Consider the following 18,390-nt stretch of genomic DNA (forward strand, 5'->3'; position numbering starts at 1 on the left):
ATCCGGGCCTCTACGGTCACTTGCCCGGACCAACATCGGGTGGCGCTTGTTATGCCTTATCCCGGTCTACTACACGCATGAAAAATGGCGCTGTAAGGCTTGGCGAGACAGCGTCCCACTATTTACAAACAGACACGAATGTAAGTATATTACTTAGCAAGCTATTTATCCACCCGGAACAGCTTTCTTTACCCTTCCACTATTCTTGTGCGCTTTCGCGTGCCTGACCCGAGGATCTTCATGCAATTCAAGCCAGCTGTTACCGCTCTGGTTGCTGCCATCGCCCTTGCTTCGCTGCTCAGCGGATGCAAAAAGGAAGAGGCAGCACCTGCCCCGCAAATCCCTCAGGTCGGCGTTGTCACGCTGAAAACCCAGCCATTTACCTTGACCACCGATCTGCCTGGCCGCACCGCGTCATATCGTTCGGCAGAAGTACGCCCGCAGGTAAACGGCATCATCCTCAAGCGCTTCTTTAAAGAAGGCAGTGACGTCAAGATCGGCCAGCAGCTCTATCAAATCGATCCGGCGATCTATGAAAGCGCCGTACTCAGCGCCCGCGCCACCCTGCAATCGGCAAAATCACTGGCTCAGCGCTACAAGCAACTGGTCGCCGAGCAAGCCGTAAGCCGTCAGGAATACGACAACGCCGAAGCCGCCCGCCTGGAAGCAGAAGCCGCGCTGAACACCGCCCAGGTTAACCTGCGCTACACCAAGGTGCTGGCACCGCTGACCGGTCGTATCGGTCGCTCGCTGTACACCGAAGGTGCACTGGTCACCAGTGGCCAGGCCAACGCTTTGGCCGTGATCACCCAACTGGACCCGATCTATGTTGACGTGACCCAGTCCTCGGTAGAAATGCTCGAACTGCGCCGCGACCTGGCCAGTGGCCGTTTGAAGAAGGCCGGTGAAAACGCCGCCAAGGTCAAGCTGACCCTGCCTGACGGCAGCGAGTACGGCCAGGAAGGTCGCCTTGAGTTCGCCGAAGTCTCGGTTGATGAAACCACCGGTTCCGTCACCCTGCGCGCAGTGTTCCCGAACCCTGACGAAACCCTGTTGCCGGGCATGTTTGTCCACGCGCAGCTGGAAGCAGGCATCGACAGCAATGCCATCCTCGCACCGCAGATCGGCGTGACCCACAACCTCAAGGGCCAACCGACTGCAATGATCGTTGGACCGGACAACAAGGTTGAGCTGCGTGTACTGCAAGCTTCGCGCACCGTTGGCAGCAACTGGCTGGTTGAGAAAGGCCTGAACCCTGGCGACCGTCTGATTACTGATGGCCTGCAATTCATCAAGCCTGGCATTGAAGTCAAGATCATGGACAAGCCACAAGGCGAAACCCCGGCATCTGCCCCGGCAACAGAAAAAGCTGCAGGCAGTAAAGGGGAATAAACCATGTCGAAATTTTTTATCGACCGTCCGATTTTCGCCTGGGTTATAGCCCTGGTGATCATGCTGGTCGGGGCTCTATCGATCCTGAAGTTGCCGATCAACCAGTACCCGAGCATTGCACCACCGGCCATTTCGATCTCCGTGACCTACCCGGGCGCTTCGGCGCAAACCGTGCAGGACACCGTGGTTCAGGTGATCGAGCAACAGCTCAACGGTATCGACCACCTGCGCTATGTGTCATCGGAAAGTAACTCCGACGGCAGCATGAGCATCACCGCCACATTCGAGCAAGGTACTGACCCTGACACCGCACAGGTCCAGGTACAGAACAAGCTCAACCTGGCGACCCCCCTGCTACCGCAAGAGGTACAGCAGCAAGGTATCCGTGTAACCAAGGCAGTGAAAAACTTCCTGATGGTTATTGGTGTGGTGTCTGAAAACGGCAGCATGAACAAGGACGACCTGTCCAACTACATCGTTTCCAACATGCAGGACCCGATCTCCCGTACCGAAGGTGTGGGCGACTTCCAGGTGTTCGGCGCCCAGTACGCCATGCGTATCTGGCTCGACCCGGTCAAGCTGAACAAATACAACCTGACTCCGGTGGACGTTAAATCGGCCATCAGCGCACAGAACGTTCAGGTGTCCTCCGGGCAACTGGGCGGCCTGCCTGCCGTCAAGGGTCAGGAGCTGAACGCGACCATCATCGGCAAAACCCGTCTGCAAACGGCTGAAGAGTTCAAAAAGATCCTGCTCAAGGTCAACACCGACGGCTCCCAGGTACGCCTGAGCGATGTCGCAGATGTTGCCCTGGGTGGTGAGAACTACAGCGTCAGCGCCCAATTCAACGGCAAACCGGCATCGGGTATCGCGATCAAGCTGGCCCCGGGCTCCAACGCTCTGGACACGGCAAAGGCATTGCGTGAAACCATCAACGGCCTGGAACCCTTCTTCCCGGAAGGTATGAAAGTCGTTTACCCGTACGACACCACGCCGGTGGTTTCGGCATCGATCGAAGGTGTGGTGCACACCCTGGTCGAAGCGGTTGTACTGGTGTTCCTGGTGATGTTCCTGTTCCTGCAAAACTTCCGCGCCACCATCATCACCACGATGACAGTACCGGTTGTACTGCTGGGTACCTTCGGGATCCTGGCCGCTGCAGGCTTCAGCATCAACACCCTGACCATGTTCGGTATGGTACTGGCCATCGGCTTGCTGGTGGACGATGCGATCGTGGTGGTTGAAAACGTTGAGCGGGTCATGTCCGAAGAGGGACTGCCGCCCAAGGAAGCCACCAAGAAATCCATGGAGCAGATCCAGGGTGCCCTGGTGGGTATTGCACTGGTGTTGTCGGCGGTATTGCTGCCGATGGCCTTCTTCAGCGGCTCCACGGGTGTGATCTATCGCCAGTTCTCGATCACTATCGTTTCGGCGATGGGCCTGTCGGTACTGGTTGCCCTGATCTTCACCCCGGCCCTGTGCGCCACCATGCTCAAGCCAATCCAGAAGGGTGATCACGGCGAGAACAAGCGCGGTTTCTTCGGCTGGTTCAACCGGACCTTCGACAATGGCGTGAAACGCTATGAAAAAGGTGTCGGCAGCATTCTGCGGCACAAGGCTCCGTACCTGCTGGCTTATGTGCTGATTGTGGTTGGCATGGTGTTCCTGTTTACCCGTATCCCTACCTCCTTCCTCCCGGAAGAAGACCAGGGCGTACTGTTTGCACAGGTTCAAACACCGGCGGGCACCACTGCAGAGCGCACCCAGCAAGTGATCGACCGGATGCGCGAATACCTGCTGGCCGATGAGTCGGATGCTGTGTCTTCGGTGTTTACCGTAAACGGCTTCAACTTCGCCGGCCGTGGCCAGAGCTCCGGCCTGGCGTTCATCATGCTCAAGCCGTGGGGCGAGCGCGATTCCGACAACAGTGTATTTGCACTGGCTGCACGGGCGCAGAAAGTGTTCTCCAGCTACCGCGATGCAATGGTGTTCGCTTTTGCCCCGCCTGCTGTAATGGAACTGGGTAACGCCACCGGTTTCGACGTGTACCTGCAAGACCGCTCCGGCATTGGCCACGAGAAACTGATGGCTGCGCGCAATCAGTTCCTGGGGATGGCGGCGCAGAGCAAGATCCTGGCGGGCGTTCGCCCCAACGGTCTGAACGATGAACCGCAATACAAGCTGCTGATCGACGATGAGGCTGCTCGCGCCCTGGGCCTGAGCATTTCGGACATCAACAACACCCTGTCCATTGGTCTGGGTGCCAGTTATGTCAACGACTTCATCGACCACGGTCGAGTCAAAAAGGTTTTCCTGCAAGGCGAAGCTGACTCGCGGATGAACCCCGAAGACCTGAAGAAGTGGTACGTGCGCAACGATCAGGGAACCATGGTGCCGTTCTCGGCCTTCGCCAAGGGCGAGTGGATCTACGGCCCACCCAAGCTGTCGCGTTACAACGGCGTAGAAGCGATGGAAATTCTCGGTGCTCCGGCTCCGGGCTATACCAGCGGTCAAGCCATGGCTGAGGTCGAAGCCCTGGCCAAGAAGTTGCCAGCGGGTGTAGGTATTTCCTGGACGGGGCTGTCTTACGAGGAACGTCTGTCAGGTTCGCAAGCGCCTGCCCTGTACGCTATTTCCTTGCTGATGGTATTCCTGTGCCTTGCAGCACTGTACGAAAGCTGGTCGATCCCGATTGCGGTGATGCTGGTCGTACCCCTGGGGATCATTGGTGCGCTTATGGCCACCAGCCTGCGCGGGTTGTCCAACGACGTGTACTTCCAGGTGGGCTTGCTTACGACCATCGGTCTGGCCTCGAAAAACGCCATTCTGATCGTCGAGTTTGCCAAGGAACTGCATGAGCAGGGACGAAGCCTGGTGGATGCCGCGATCGAGGCGTGCCGCATGCGTCTGCGTCCGATCATCATGACCTCCCTGGCCTTCGTACTGGGTGTGGTTCCACTGGCCATCTCCACGGGCGCAGGCTCGGGCAGCCAGCACGCTATTGGTACCGGTGTTATCGGTGGCATGATCACCGCCACCGTACTGGCCGTGTTCTGGGTACCGCTGTTCTTTGTGGCCGTATCGTCCATTGGCGGCGGCAAGAATAAAGACACGGAAAAGAAAGTGGATCTGACTAAAACTCCAAACCAAGAGGCTGGCCAATGAGCAAGTCGCTTCTCGCAGTAGCTGTTGCAGCGTTTACGCTCGGCGGCTGCTCGCTGATCCCCGACTACCAGCGCCCTGAAGCGCCGGTAGCGGCGCAATACCCGCAAGGCCCGGCCTACTCGCCAACCGAGGCGGCCAGCAAGGCCGCTGCGGAACAGGGCTGGCGTCAGTTTTTCCATGACCCGGCGCTGCAGCAGCTGATCCAGACGGCTCTGGTCAACAACCGCGACCTGCGCGTCGCGGCGTTGAACATCGACGCCTATGCCGCGCAGTACCGCATCCAGCGCGCCGATCTGTTCCCGGCGGTTTCGGCCTCTGGCAGCGGTAGCCGTCAACGTACTCCGGCCAACATGTCGCAAACCGGCGAGTCGAGCATCACCAGTTCTTATTCGGCGACCCTTGGGGTCAGTGCATACGAGCTGGACCTGTTCGGCCGGGTTCGCAGCCTGAGCGATCAGGCGTTGCAGAACTACTTTGCAACCGAAGAAGCCCGACGCAGCACCCAGATCAGTCTGGTGGCCAGCGTCGCCAATGCCTACCTGACCTGGCAGGCTGACAAGGAACTGCTCAAGCTCACCGAAGACACCCTCAAGGCGTTCGATGAGAGCTACAAGCTCACTTTGCGCAGCAATGAAGTGGGTGTGGCCTCGGCCCTTGAAGTCAGCCAGTCGCGTACCTCGGTGGAAAACGCCAAGGTGCAGCTGGCCCGCTACACCCGTCAGGTGGCGCAAGATCAGAACAGCCTCGCGCTGTTGCTGGGCAGCACCATCCCGGACAACCTGCCGGCAGCCCAACCGCTGGCAGCCGACCTGTTGAGCGAAGTACCGGCTGGCTTGCCATCGGACTTGCTGCAACGTCGTCCGGACATCCTTGAAGCCGAGCACAAGTTGCTGGCCGCCAACGCCAACATCGGCGCGGCGCGGGCAGCGTTTTTCCCGAGCATCAGCCTCACGGCCAATGCCGGGACCTTGAGCCCTGACCTGTCGGGGCTGTTCAAAGGCGGCTCGGGCACCTGGCTGTTCTCACCGCAAATCAACTTGCCGATCTTTAACGCAGGGGCTTTGCGCGCCAGCCTGGACTACGCAAAAATCCAGAAAGAGATAACCGTTTCCCAGTACGAGAAAACAATCCAGACCGCCTTCCAGGAAGTTTCTGACGGTCTGGCAGCGCGTCAAACCTACAACCAGCAGTTGCAGGCGCAAACCGACTTCGTCAACGCCAACCAGGATTACTACCGTTTGGCCGAGCGTCGTTATCGGATTGGCATCGACAGCAACCTGACCTTCCTCGATGCCCAGCGCTCGTTGTTCAGCGCGCAGCAATCGTTGATCACCGACCGTCTTTCGCAGCTGACCAGTGAAGTCACGCTGTACAAGGCGCTGGGTGGCGGCTGGTACGAACAGACCGGGCAAAACCGCCCTGTTTCGGATCAGCCACCCAAGGCTTGATGCGTATCGGTTAAACAACAAACCCGCCTTATGGCGGGTTTGTTGTTTCAGGCTAGGGATGCAGATTGATCTGTAGCCGCTGTTACTCCCGCGACTCAACCCCCAATTCATCCCACACCGATTCAGCCAGATGAAACGTCGCATTGGCCGCCGGAATCCCGCAATAGATAGCACTCTGCATGATCACTTCCTTGATCTCGGCCCGGGTCACGCCATTGTTGGCCGCAGCGCGCAGATGCAGTTTCAGCTCTTCATTGCGGTTCATGCCGATCAGCATCGCGATGGTAATCAGGCTACGGGTATGGCGCGCCAACCCCGGACGAGTCCAGATATCACCCCAGGCGTGGCGGGTGATCATTTCCTGAAACTCGCTGTTGAACTCGGTCAGGGCATTGAGGCTGCGATCCACATGGGCATCACCCAGCACTGCGCGGCGTACTTGCATGCCCTCGTTGTAACGTTGTTTCTCGTCCACAAAAAGCTCCTTAGCTTGCCTGCAAAAATTGCAGCACGCGCTGGCTGAAAGCATCGCCCGCCTGCACGTTGGACAGGTGCGCGGCGTAAAACTCGGCGTACTGCGCGCCACGCACATGTTCCTGAATGAAGTGGCTGCCCGCAGGCGGCGTGACGGCATCTTCAGTGCCCGCGATCACCAGCATGGGCACTTCGATTGCGCCCAACTGATCGCGAAAATCTGCATCACGCACAGCAGCACAATTGGCGGCATAGCCCTGGGGCGAAGTGGCCGCCAGCATATCGGTGATGCGCTTGGCCTGCCCGGGATTGGCCTGGGCGAAGTCCGCGGTAAACCAGCGGGCAATAGAGGCATCACGCAACCCTGCCATCGCCGCAGCACCCTCACGCAAAACCATCTCGATGCGCGGATTCCAGACCGCAGGCTCGCCAATTTTGGCAGCCGTGTTGCACACCACCAGCTTGTGCAGCCGCGAACCGGCATGGATCCCCAGCCACTGGCCAATCAGTCCACCCATCGACAACCCGCAAAAATGCGCGCGCTCGATATGCAGCGCATCCAGCAACGCCAAAACATCTCCGCCCAGTTGTTCAATGCTATACGGTCCTTCGGTCACCAACGACTGGCCATGACCCCGGGTGTCGTAGCGCAATACCTGGAAGTGCTCGGCGAACGCCGCAATCTGCGTGTCCCACATCCCCAGATCAGTGCCCAGGGAATTGGACAGCACCAGCACCGGTGCACCTTGCGGGCCGTCCAGGCGGTAGTTGAGTTCACCTTCAGCGAGTTGTACACGTCCCACGAGTTTCTCCTTTAGAGGACCAACGCAAAATGTTCAGCCCGCGCACGTTCGACCCACGTCGTCGCCTGACCAAGGTAATGGGCCGGATCGAGCAGGCGATCCAGTTCCTGCGCGCTGAGGTGCGCGGTGATTTGCGGCTCTTCGCCCAGCACCCCACGTAAATGGCGCTTTTCGGCCACCGCCCGCTTGCAACACTGCTCCAGCAGATGATGCGCGGTTTCGCGCCCTACCCGCTGCGCCAGCACAATGCTTACCGCTTCAGCCAGCACCAGCCCGTGGGTCAGATCGAGGTTGCGCGCCATGCGCTCACTGTCCACTTCCAGCCCACGGGCAATATTCAACGCCTGTACCAGCGCGCCGGACACCACGCAACAAATCTCGGGGAGGGTTTCCCATTCGGCATGCCATAAGCCCAGGCTGCGCTCGTGCTCCTGAGGCATGGCGCTGAACAAAATGCTCAGCAGGCCCGGCACCCTCGTTGCGGCACCGATCAATACCGCAGACCCAACCGGGTTGCGCTTGTGCGGCATGGTCGACGAGCCGCCCTTGCCCGGTGCCGACGGCTCGAACACTTCCGCCGCCTCGGTCTGCATCAGCAGGCTGATATCCCGACCGATTTTGCCCAGGCCACCGGCGATCAGGCCCAGAACTGCGGCAAATTCCACCAGACGATCACGCTGGGTATGCCAGGGTTGCTCAGGCAGACTCAGGCCCAGTTCATCAGCCAACGCCTGTGCCACCGGCATGGCCTGATCGCCAAGGGCTGCCAGGGTGCCGGAAGCACCGCCAAACTGCAGGCACAGTAAACGCGGTTTGAGCTCGTGCAGACGCTGGCGGCTACGGGTCACGGCCCCCAGCCAGCTGGCGATTTTCATGCCCAAGGTCACCGGAGTAGCCTGCTGCAGCCAGGTGCGTCCGGCCAAAGGCGTTGTGGCATAGCGCTGAGCCTGCGCGGCGAGCACATCCGCCAGCTGCGTCATGTCACGCTCGATCAAATCCAGAGCGGCGCGCAATTGCAGGACCAGACCGCTGTCCATCACGTCCTGGCTGGTGGCACCCAAATGCACATAACGTTCCGCTTCGGGCGCGCTGCTGGCAATCTGTTTGCCCAGGGCCTTGACCAGCGGGATCGCCGAATTGCCGGCACTGGCGATCGCCAGGCCCAGCGCTTCAAAATCGTAGAGTTGTGCGCGACAGGCCGCGGTAATCGGTGCAAGCGCAGAGTGAGGAATCACCCCGACCCGGGCTTGTGCCCGGGCCAGCGCCGCTTCGACGTCGAGCATGGCCTGTACCCGGCCATGATCGCAAAACACTTGCTTCATGGCCTCGGCGGTAAAGTACGCATCGAACAGCTGATCACTCATAAACCTTCCTTAGAAAGCGCGCGCCACAGCCGGGCGCGCGGGCACATCACAAATCGTGGTGCAGGTACTTGGGCTGCTTGGGCAAACGGAAGCTGAACAGGAACGCGATGGCCATCATCACCGTCACATACCAGTAGAAGCTGTTTTCCATGCCCATGGACTTGAGGCCCAGTGCCACGTATTCCGCAGAACCACCAAAGATGGCGTTAGCCACGGCATAGGCCAGGCCAACACCCAGCGCCCGTACCTGCGGCGGGAACATCTCGGCTTTGACCAGGCCGCTGATCGAGGTGTAGAAGCTGACAATCGCCAGCGCCAGGGTAATCAGGACAAAGGCCAGGAAGGGACTGCTGATGGTTTTCAGGGTCAACAGGATCGGCACCGTACACAGCGTACCCAGCGCGCCAAACCAGAGCATGTTGTTACGCCGGCCGATCTTGTCCGCCAGCATGCCGAACAGCGGCTGCATGCACATATAAAGGAACAGCGCCCCGGTCATGATGTAACTGGCGGTCTTGGCGTGCATACCGGCGGTGTTGACCAGGTATTTCTGCATGTAGGTGGTAAAGGTGTAGAAAATCAGCGAGCCGCCTGCGGTGTAGCCCAGCACGGTAATAAATGCCGCTTTGTGGTCGCGGAACAACGCTCTCACGCTACCTGCATCCTTGTCCTGGCGGGTTTCGGCGCTGGTGGTTTCTTTCAGGGTGCGACGCAGCAACAACGAAATCAGCGCCGCAATGGCACCGATCACAAAGGGGATGCGCCAGCCCCAGGCCCGCAGTTCGTCTTCTGACAGAAACTGCTGAAGAATCACCACCACCAGCACCGCCAGCAGTTGCCCGCCGATCAGCGTTACATACTGGAAGGAAGCAAAGAAGCCGCGCTGGCCCTTGAGTGCCACTTCACTCATATAGGTCGCAGTGGTGCCGTATTCACCCCCTACCGACAGGCCCTGGAACAGCCGTGCCATCAGCAACAAGGCCGGGGCCCAGGCGCCGATCGAGGCATAGGTCGGCAAGAAGGCAATAACCAGTGAGCCGGCGCACATCATCAGCACCGAGATCATCATGGAATTCTTTCGCCCGTGCTTGTCAGCCACCCGGCCAAACAGCCAGCCACCTATGGGGCGCATCAAAAAACCCGCCGCAAACACACCGGCCGTGTTCAGCAACTGCACCGTAGGGTCATCGGAGGGGAAGAAAGCGGGAGCGAAGTAGATCGCACAGAAGGCGTAAACGTAAAAGTCGAACCATTCGACCAGGTTGCCGGAGGATGCACCGACAATCGCAAAAATCCTTTTTTTGCGCTCCTCTCCTGTGTAGTGAGTTGCTGTTGTCATCTTTATTTACTCATCAGGTTTTAGTTGCAATCAGACACACATTGCAACATCTCGCGCCATCACCGCAATAAGCCGAACGACTGAGGCCGTGGGAGCGAGCGGGCTCGCTCCCACAGAGGCAGTATTGAGCGCTATCAGACCCTTTCAATAGCCAATGCCAGACCCTGCCCAACGCCCACGCACATGGTCGCCAGGCCTTTCTTGCCACCGGTTTTTTCCAGCTGATGCAAGGCGGTCAAGACGATGCGAGCACCGCTCATGCCCAGGGGGTGACCCAGGGCAATTGCCCCGCCATTGGGGTTTACCTGCGGCGCATCGTCAGCCAGGCCCAGCTCGCGTAAAACGGCCAGGCCCTGGCTGGCGAAGGCTTCGTTGAGTTCGATCACGTCAAAATCACTCACCGCCAACCCCAGGCGCTCCACCAGCTTACGCACCGCCGGTACCGGGCCAATGCCCATTACACGGGGCGCAACACCGGCGCTGGCCATGCCCAGAACCCGACCGCGAGCGGTCAGGCCATGGCGTTTGACCGCCTCGGCCGATGCCAGGATCATCGCCGCGGCGCCATCGTTGACCCCCGAGGCATTGCCCGCAGTGACGGTCTTGTCCGGGCCGTTGACCGGCTTGAGTTTGCCCAGGGTTTCCAGGCTGGTATCGGCACGCGGATGCTCGTCGTGCTCAACCACCGTCTCACCTTTTTTATGGGCAATACGCACCGGCACGATTTCTTCGGCAAAGTAGCCTGCGGCCTGGGCAGCAGCAGTCCGTTGCTGGCTGCGCAGGGCGAAAGCGTCCTGATCGGCGCGGGAAATCTTGTACTCGTCGGCCACGTTGTCTGCGGTTTGCGGCATCGGGTCCACACCGTACCGAGCTTTCATCAACGGGTTGATAAAGCGCCAGCCAATGGTGGTGTCCTCCAGTTTCATGTTGCGCGAGAACGCGGCATCGGCCTTGCCCATCACAAACGGCGCCCGCGACATGGACTCGACGCCACCGGCAATCGCCAGCTCCATCTCGCCGCTGGCAATGGCGCGGAAAGCCGTGCCGATGGCATCCATACCCGAGGCACACAGGCGGTTGAGGGTCACGCCGGGAATGGTGTCCGACAGCCCGGCCAGCAACGCGGCCATGCGCGCCACGTTGCGGTTGTCTTCACCGGCCTGGTTGGCGCAGCCGAAAAATACTTCGTCGACTTCGTTCCAGTTCACATTCGGGTTGCGTTCGATCAGCGCCTTGATCGGCGCTGCCGCCAGATCATCGGCGCGCATACCTGCCAGGCCACCGCCAAAACGGCCGATAGGGGTACGAATCGCGTCGCAGATAAAGACTTCGCGCATCATGCTTCTCCCGGAGCCTGACCGTGGGCCAGTGCGGTGCGCGCTTCCAGGTCACGCAAGGCGCTGAGTTCGACGTCGGTCGGGGCCGCTGTTTGCGCCACATTATCGGCAAAGCGAATGGCCCAGCCGGTGGCAGCAATGACTTGCTCGCGGGTCACGCCCGGATGCAGGGCAGTGACTACAAATTCGTTGGTCTGTTCTTCAGGTTCCATGGTGCACAGATCGGTAATGATGCCCACCGGCCCGGCACCCGGAAGGCCCAGACGCTTGCGCGAGTCGCCGCCTTCACCGTGGCCCACCGAGGTGATGAAGTCCAGCTTGTCGACAAATGAACGGGCCGACTGCTTGAGGATAATCAGCACGCTTTTCGCCGAACCGGCGATTTCCGGCGCGCCACCGGCACCTGGCAGGCGCACTTTTGGTTGGTGGTAGTCACCGACCACTGTGGTGTTGATATTGCCGAAACGGTCGACCTGGGCTGCGCCCAAAAAGCCGACATCGACCCGACCGCCCTGCAGCCAGTAACGGAAGATTTCACTGGTGGAGACTACGGTGTCAGCCGTTTCGGCCAGTTCACCGTCGCCAATCGACAGCGGCAACACATCAGGCTTGGCCCCAATCGGGCCGGACTCGTAGATCAGCACCACATCCGGAGACGAGGTCAGACGCGCCAGGTTAGCCGCCTTGGAAGGCAAGCCAATGCCGACAAAACACACCGAACCGTTTTTCAAACGGCGGGCCGCCGCAACGGTCATCATTTCATTGGTGGTGTAGGTCATTATTTAGCCTCCGAAGCGCGGGCCAGCTTGGCCTGGAACTCACTGAAATTCGCAGTGCCGTGGATGTATTCATTGATCCAGGCAGTAAAGGTCTCACGGTCGCGAGCAATCGGGTCCCACGCCTGATAGAAACGGTTATCGCGCTCGGTATAACCATGAGCGTAGGAAGGGTGCGCCCCACCCGGCACATGACACACTGCGCTCAAGGCCCAGGTTGGCAGGACGCAGGCATTCATTGGCGCTTGCAGGTCGTCGACGATTTCTTCAACGGTGACAATGCAGCGCTTGGCCGCCAGGGCCGCTTCTTTCTGCACCCCCAGGATGCCCCACAGCAGCACGTTGCCCTTGCGGTCGGCCTTTTGCGCGTGAATCACCGTGACATCCGGGCGCACCGCCGGTACTGCAGCCAGTACTTCGCCAGTAAACGGGCAAGTGACGGTCTTGATCAGCGGGTTGACCTTGGGTAAATCAGACCCTGCGTATGCACGCAGCACCGCAAATGGCAGGCCCGAGGCACCCGCAACGTAGGCATTGGCCAGGTCGGCGTGGCTATGCTCTTCGATTTCCAGCGGCTGTGGCCACTGTTTCTCGACGGCATCGCGCAAACGGTGCAGGGAACCAACGCCAGGGTTGCCACCCCAGGAAAAGATCAACTTTCGTGCACAACCGGCACCGATCAACTGGTCGTACACCAGATCAGGCGTCATCCGCACCAGAGTCAGGTCTTTCTTGCCCTGACGGATGATTTCATGACCCGCTGCAGTCGGGATCAGGTGGGTGAAACCTTCAAGGGCAACGGTGTCACCATCGCTCACAAATTGTTTCACCGCGTCGTGTAACGAAATGATGTCTGCCATCTGGGGTAGCTCCCGTTTTTTGTAGGCCACTGCGGTAGAAGAAGGTGCGCCAGGGCGACACCGGATGCTCAGCAGATTAAGCCGCGGCTTTGGCCCAAACAATCCGATAATCGACTATGTGTTCGCTAATCGAACACATAGTTAGCAGGCTGCCTATCAGGTTGCATCAGCGTGGCTGACCATGCCTTTGATAAGCACTGCCGTGGTTGCCAGGGCAGCCGGAATCACCAGCGCGGTCAGCACCTGCTCGAAGTTCCAGCCCAGACCCAGCAGGGTCGCGCCCATCCACGCCCCCAGAATGGCGCCGAAGCGGCCGATGCCGAGCATCCATGACACACCGGTGGCCCGCCCCTGGGTCGGATAAAAACGTGCGGCCAGCGACGGCATCGCCGATTGCGCACCGTTGACGCACATACCGGCCACCAGCACCAGAGTTGCCAGCACGGTGATATTGCCCAGGCTCTGACCAACCGCGTAGGCAAACACCCCGGCCAGCAGGTAGAAAATGCCGATCACTTTGTGCGGGTTGAACCGGTCCATCGCCCAACCCACCCCCACTGCACTCAACACCCCGCCGAACTGGAACAGAGCGCCAATAAATGCCGCCTGCTCCATGCTTGCGCCGCTGTCACGCATCAGCGTCGGCAGCCAGCTGGTCAACAGATAAACGATCACCAGGCCCATAAAGTAGGTGAGCCACAGCAACAGGGTGCCGGTGCTGTAAGTGCCGGAAAAGATCACTGCAAAGACGTTGCGCGCCTTGACGGTATTCTGCTCCGGCACGCTGAAGCTTGACGCCTGGGCCACCTGGGCAGGGTCGATCGGGGCAAGGGTCTTGCGAATACGCTCAACACTGCGGTTGCGCACCACCAGGTAGCGCGCCGACTCCGGTAACCAGAACAGCAATACCACGGCAAGAATCAGCGGCAGCACGCCGCCAATCAACAACAGGCTGTGCCAGCCATACATCGGGATCAACTTGGCAGAGACAAACCCGCCGCCCGCCATGCCGAGGTTAAAGCCGCAAAACATGCTGGTTACCAGCAAAGACTTGTGGCGTTCGGGGGTGTATTCCGAAAGCAAGGTAGTGGCATTAGGCATGCCGGCCCCCAGGCCAAGCCCGGTTAAAAAGCGCAGTACCAGCAGTTGGTCAACGTTGCTGGCGTAGGCCGAGGCCAGACTGAAGCCACCAAACACCAGCACCGCCGACACCAGCACCACCTTGCGGCCAAAACGGTCCGCCAAGGGTCCAGAGCCCAGGGCACCAAACACCATGCCGATCAGCGCGGCGCTCATCACGGGACCGAGGCTGGCGCGGTCAATCCCCCAGTCCTGGGACAGGGCAGGCGCAATAAAGCCCATGGCCGCTGTGTCCAGGCCATCGAGGAAGACAATCAGAAAACACAGGATCACCACGCGCCACTGGTAGCGCGACAGGGGTTGGGCGTTGATAAAGGACTGCACATCGAGGCAGTTGCCGACAGAAGACTGGGGTGAATTCATTATTTTTATACCGGTCAAAAACCAGGGCGAACGAAAACCGGCCAGGGGCCAGCGGCTCACATTAATAGTTATCGGGGGATCAGAAGGGCAGCGGGCGACTGCGCAGTGGCAGCGTCAGGGGGAGTGTCATGGCGTTTGGCCTCTTCTCATTATTATTTAGCCTGCCCGGCAAGGCAGCGCTGAGCCGACATTAATCAGCCCACTGCCGCCATGCAATTCGATAAACGCTTAACTGTGCGTTTATCGAACGCTTAGTTTTCACCCATCAACTAAACAACTGGGTGCTCAGCTCGCGGCTGGCGTTGAGCATGATCGGCAAAAAGCGCTGCTCCAGCTCCGTGCGTGTGACCCTTCCTGCGTGGGTGCTGACATTCAGGGCGGCAAGCACTTGCCCGGAAGCGTCGTAGACCGGCACGGCAATCGAACGCAGGCCTTGCTCCAGTTCCTGGTCGACCACACACCAGCCCTGCTCACGCACCAGTTGCAAACACTCCAGCAGTGCTTCGCGGGTGTGCAGGGTACGACTGGTCTTGGCCTGGAACTCACCGTGGGCCAGGTATTCGTGCAGGGTCACGTCGTCCAGCGCCGCCAACAGAATGCGCCCCATCGAAGTGCAGTAGGCGGGCAGGCGGCCGCCAACCGACAGATCAACCGAAATCAGCCGCTGCGTAGTAGCCGAACGGGCGATGTAGAGGATGTCATCGCCTTCGAGCGTCGCCATGTTGCACGCCTCGTGCAATTGCTCGCTCATGCGGTCCAGATAAGGTTGAGCCGACACGGCCAGCGGCGTGGACGACAGATAGGCATGGCCCAGCGTCAACACTTTGGGCAACAGGGAGTAGGTACGCCCGTCAGTGGTCGCATAGCCCAGCTTGATCAGGGTGTACAAACAACGGCGCACCGCCGCCCGGGGAATTTCCGTGCGGTGGCTGATCTGCGCGATGGTCAGATGCCGCTTGCGTTCCTGAAACGCCTGCACAACCGCCAGGCCACGGGCCAACGACGACATGAAGTCAGGATCACCGGTAAACGCCTGAATACGCTTGGCCGGCGACGCCACAATCGGTGGCGCGATACTGGCAACGGCATTGTGCAGTCGATCATTCATTCCCAACCCCCAGCTTCAGCTATTTATAGTTATGACATGCCGGGCGATTATCGAACCGCTAGTCGATAATCGCAATCAGTGCTGCAGCGAGGTAATGTTCACATGATTTTGTACGATCTTGAATCATTTTAGTTGGATGACATTTTTTTAACCTGGGCTTTATTACAATCAGGCGCATCCGCTCAATGATAGAAAACGTCTGATTAATATGTATTCAGGTCAAGTTCAGCTCTGGCCTTAAACAACTTGATGGCCAACTACCCGGCAGCGAATCAAATAGAGTCACGCGTGCAAAGCGCAGGCTAATTCACAAATATTCATAACACATGTCACGACAGGAAGTTGACGCGCAGGAAGTTATTCAGCGATAGTAGAGGCACTTCTCAGCTATTGAGAACGCGCAAGTTATTGAGAGTACAAGGTCAAGCCCGTACAGCCGATTGGATCCAACCAGAGCGTTGCGTTCGATTGCTACGCGCAGCTTGCCGGCAATTGCATCGTGTGTAGTTTCACCCGGGGGTGAACACTTGAGACGGCGACGCTCATGTTTCTGTAAATGACGTGGCCGAGTGCATAGCGTGGTGTATGTAAGCATGACGTTATTTATAGGCCTTTGTCTTATTGCCTGTCATTCGTCATATGAATCAACCTCCCTGCACGGTGATTCACCAGGTTCAAACTCAACTCAATTAGGTAAGACAGTGACAAAAGACGAACTGCGCGCAGAACTTGAGCGACAGGAACAACGATTCAAGGATCTTTACGGTGGTGAAGTGACCACCTACGCGGCCAAACCCGAGCCCGGACGCAAACCCTGGCGCAAACGGGCCAGCCTGCTCGACCAGGCGTTCACTCAAGAAATCCAGAAGATCGAAAAAGAGCTCAAGGCCGAAGAGCCCTGACCCGCACCTGAAAACGTACCAGAACAGCCCCTGCTGCCTCTTGCGTGCTCGCCATTTGCATGAGCGGGTATGGCTGTTTGCTATATCAGAACCTGAACCAGCAGCGTCGGCCCCTCTGATTTAAGAAATTTCATCTATCCAAATCAGACCTGCGCCACAGCGTGCGCATGCCCCTGGAAAAGCCCTATAGCCTTTGGTATCAGTGGCTTGAAGGGAATTGCCTACGCCTGCTCGCGATGGATTCTTACAGGTTTTTTCATTTATAGATGTTACCAACGGGCAGCTAGTGCATTGATTAGCGGGGTTTTCTGGCATAATCCGCCCCCCTTTATGACCGTGTCAGAAAACCTTCATGATCGATCTATTAAGCGGATTGGACGCCTGGGTTCTTATCAGCCTCTTCTTCGCCCTAGCCTTTGTTCTCGCGTTTGAGTTCATCAACGGCTTTCATGACACCGCAAACGCGGTAGCGACTGTCATCTACACCAAAGCCATGCCGCCTCACCTGGCGGTGTTCTTTTCCGGTGTGTTCAATTTCCTCGGCGTGTTGCTGGGCGGGGTTGGCGTGGCCTATGCCATCGTCCACCTGCTGCCGGTTGAGCTGCTGGTCAACGTAAACACCGGACATGGCCTGGCCATGGTGTTCTCGTTGCTCGCTGCGGCCATCACCTGGAACCTTGGCACCTGGTATTTCGGCATTCCTGCCTCAAGCTCACACACCCTGATCGGTTCGATCCTCGGTGTCGGCCTGGCCAACGCCCTGATCAGCGGCATCCCGGTGAGTGACGGGGTTAACTGGCAGAAGGCTATCGATATTGGTGCCTCGCTGGTGTTCTCGCCAATCGCCGGTTTCGTGGTAGCGGGCCTGGTACTGGTCGGCCTGAAGTGGTGGCGTCCGGGGTCCAAGATGCACAAGACCCCTGAGCAGCGCCGCAAGCTGGATGACAAGAAGCACCCGCCGTTCTGGAACCGACTGGTGCTGGTGATTTCGGCCATGGCAGTCAGTTTCGTGCACGGCTCCAACGATGGCCAGAAAGGCATCGGCCTGATCATGCTGGTATTGATCGGCATCGTGCCAAGCGCTTTCGTTCTGGATCTGAACAGCACCACCTATCAGATCGAACGCACCCGCGACGCCACCTTGCACCTGAGCCAGTTCTACGAGCGCAACAACGCTTCGCTGACCGAGTTCCTGGCCCTGGGCAAAAGCGTCAAGGGCGACCTGCCGGATCAGTTCAGCTGCAATCCGCAGCAGACCGAACCGACCATCGCAGCCCTGTTGAGCTCGCTCAAAGGTGTAGCGGACTACCACTCGATCCCGGCTGAAAAGCGTATCGAGATCCGCCGCTACCTGCTTTGCCTGGATGACACCGCGAAGAAAGTCAGCAAATTGCCAGTGCTTGATTCCCGCGAAAAAGCGGACCTCGAGAAACTGCGCAAAGACCTGACCGCCACCACCGAATACGCACCGTTCTGGGTGATCCTGGCTGTAGCCCTGGCCCTGGGGCTGGGCACCATGGTGGGCTGGAAGCGTGTGGTTAAAACCATCGGCGAGAAGATCGGCAAGCAGGGCATGACCTATGCTCAGGGCATGGCCGCTCAAATCACCACGGCTTTCGCCATCGGCATGGCCAATATCTTCTCCCTCCCGGTATCGACGACGCACATTCTGTCGTCGGGCGTGGCAGGTACCATGGTCGCCAACAAAAGCGGCCTGCAGGGCGGTACGATCAAAACCATCCTGATGGCGTGGGTGCTGACCTTGCCGGCTACCATTGCACTGTCTGCAACGCTGTTCTGGCTGGCTTCCAAAGTCCTCGCCTGATAGCGCGCCGCACAAAAAAGGTACGACCCGCACGGGTCGTACCTTTTTTTATGCCCGGTCATTATGCAGACCCTGTGGGAGCGGGCTTGCCCGC

The 18,390-nt window shown here is 58.9% G+C and carries 14 protein-coding genes; 5 read left to right on the plus strand and 9 right to left on the minus strand.

The window, feature by feature from the left end:
• Nucleotides 1-240: 240 nt before the first annotated feature.
• From EQV96_RS10940 to EQV96_RS10950, 3 genes are read left to right on the plus strand one after another with little or no spacing between them, the layout of a single operon-like run.
• On the plus strand, nucleotides 241-1,392 hold the full coding sequence (locus EQV96_RS10940) for an efflux RND transporter periplasmic adaptor subunit (RefSeq protein ID WP_095003011.1): 1,152 nt from the start codon (nucleotides 241-243) through the stop codon (nucleotides 1,390-1,392).
• A gap of 3 nt (nucleotides 1,393-1,395) precedes the next feature.
• A complete protein-coding gene (locus EQV96_RS10945; protein WP_095003010.1) occupies nucleotides 1,396-4,557 on the plus strand; it encodes an efflux RND transporter permease subunit in 3,162 nt (1,053 codons plus the stop codon).
• On the plus strand, nucleotides 4,554-6,005 hold the full coding sequence (locus EQV96_RS10950; protein WP_016779756.1) for an AdeC/AdeK/OprM family multidrug efflux complex outer membrane factor: 1,452 nt from the start codon (nucleotides 4,554-4,556) through the stop codon (nucleotides 6,003-6,005). The genes EQV96_RS10945 and EQV96_RS10950 overlap by 4 nt, the downstream gene beginning before the upstream one ends.
• A gap of 82 nt (nucleotides 6,006-6,087) precedes the next feature.
• On the opposite strand, the gene pcaC is transcribed toward EQV96_RS10950, so the two are convergent.
• From pcaC to pcaR, 9 genes are all read right to left on the minus strand, one after another.
• Nucleotides 6,088-6,480: a 4-carboxymuconolactone decarboxylase gene (gene pcaC / locus EQV96_RS10955; RefSeq protein ID WP_095025909.1), complete on the minus strand. Its 393-nt coding sequence runs from the start codon at nucleotides 6,478-6,480 to the stop codon at nucleotides 6,088-6,090.
• 10 nt (nucleotides 6,481-6,490) lie between these two features.
• Nucleotides 6,491-7,282, minus strand: a complete 792-nt coding sequence (gene pcaD, locus EQV96_RS10960) for a 3-oxoadipate enol-lactonase (RefSeq protein ID WP_095003008.1) — start codon at nucleotides 7,280-7,282, stop codon at nucleotides 6,491-6,493.
• 11 nt (nucleotides 7,283-7,293) lie between these two features.
• Nucleotides 7,294-8,646, minus strand: a complete 1,353-nt coding sequence (locus tag EQV96_RS10965) for a 3-carboxy-cis,cis-muconate cycloisomerase (protein WP_095003007.1) — start codon at nucleotides 8,644-8,646, stop codon at nucleotides 7,294-7,296.
• 46 nt (nucleotides 8,647-8,692) lie between these two features.
• Complete coding sequence (locus tag EQV96_RS10970) at nucleotides 8,693-9,985, minus strand: MFS family transporter (RefSeq protein WP_016779752.1); 1,293 nt, start codon at nucleotides 9,983-9,985, stop codon at nucleotides 8,693-8,695.
• Nucleotides 9,986-10,119: 134 nt separating this feature from the next.
• A complete protein-coding gene (gene pcaF, locus EQV96_RS10975) occupies nucleotides 10,120-11,325 on the minus strand; it encodes a 3-oxoadipyl-CoA thiolase (protein ID WP_240882019.1) in 1,206 nt (401 codons plus the stop codon).
• Nucleotides 11,322-12,104 (minus strand): CoA-transferase subunit beta, encoded by a 783-nt coding sequence (locus EQV96_RS10980; RefSeq protein ID WP_169916892.1) that lies wholly within the window; start codon nucleotides 12,102-12,104, stop codon nucleotides 11,322-11,324. The genes pcaF and EQV96_RS10980 overlap by 4 nt, the downstream gene beginning before the upstream one ends.
• The gene (locus EQV96_RS10985; RefSeq protein WP_088379144.1) at nucleotides 12,101-12,958 is read right to left on the minus strand and encodes a CoA transferase subunit A; all 858 of its coding nucleotides are present in this window, start codon (nucleotides 12,956-12,958) and stop codon (nucleotides 12,101-12,103) included. The genes EQV96_RS10980 and EQV96_RS10985 overlap by 4 nt, the downstream gene beginning before the upstream one ends.
• A gap of 156 nt (nucleotides 12,959-13,114) precedes the next feature.
• Nucleotides 13,115-14,461 (minus strand): MFS transporter, encoded by a 1,347-nt coding sequence (locus EQV96_RS10990; protein ID WP_095003004.1) that lies wholly within the window; start codon nucleotides 14,459-14,461, stop codon nucleotides 13,115-13,117.
• A 265-nt stretch (nucleotides 14,462-14,726) separates the two neighbouring features.
• Nucleotides 14,727-15,569, minus strand: coding sequence for a pca regulon transcriptional regulator PcaR (pcaR, locus tag EQV96_RS10995; RefSeq protein WP_095003003.1), 843 nt, complete (start codon nucleotides 15,567-15,569; stop codon nucleotides 14,727-14,729).
• 701 nt (nucleotides 15,570-16,270) lie between these two features.
• On the opposite strand from pcaR, the gene EQV96_RS11000 reads away from it, so the two are divergent.
• Both EQV96_RS11000 and EQV96_RS11005 read left to right on the plus strand, forming a co-directional pair.
• Nucleotides 16,271-16,471 (plus strand): hypothetical protein, encoded by a 201-nt coding sequence (locus EQV96_RS11000; RefSeq protein ID WP_095003002.1) that lies wholly within the window; start codon nucleotides 16,271-16,273, stop codon nucleotides 16,469-16,471.
• 352 nt (nucleotides 16,472-16,823) lie between these two features.
• Nucleotides 16,824-18,296 carry an inorganic phosphate transporter gene (locus EQV96_RS11005; protein ID WP_095003001.1) on the plus strand — a complete coding sequence of 491 codons (1,473 nt, stop codon included), beginning with the start codon at nucleotides 16,824-16,826 and terminating at the stop codon, nucleotides 18,294-18,296.
• Nucleotides 18,297-18,390: the final 94 nt, after the last annotated feature.

This window comes from Pseudomonas sp. TMW22080, from assembly GCF_022496745.1.
Lineage (GTDB): Bacteria > Pseudomonadota > Gammaproteobacteria > Pseudomonadales > Pseudomonadaceae > Aquipseudomonas > Aquipseudomonas bubulae.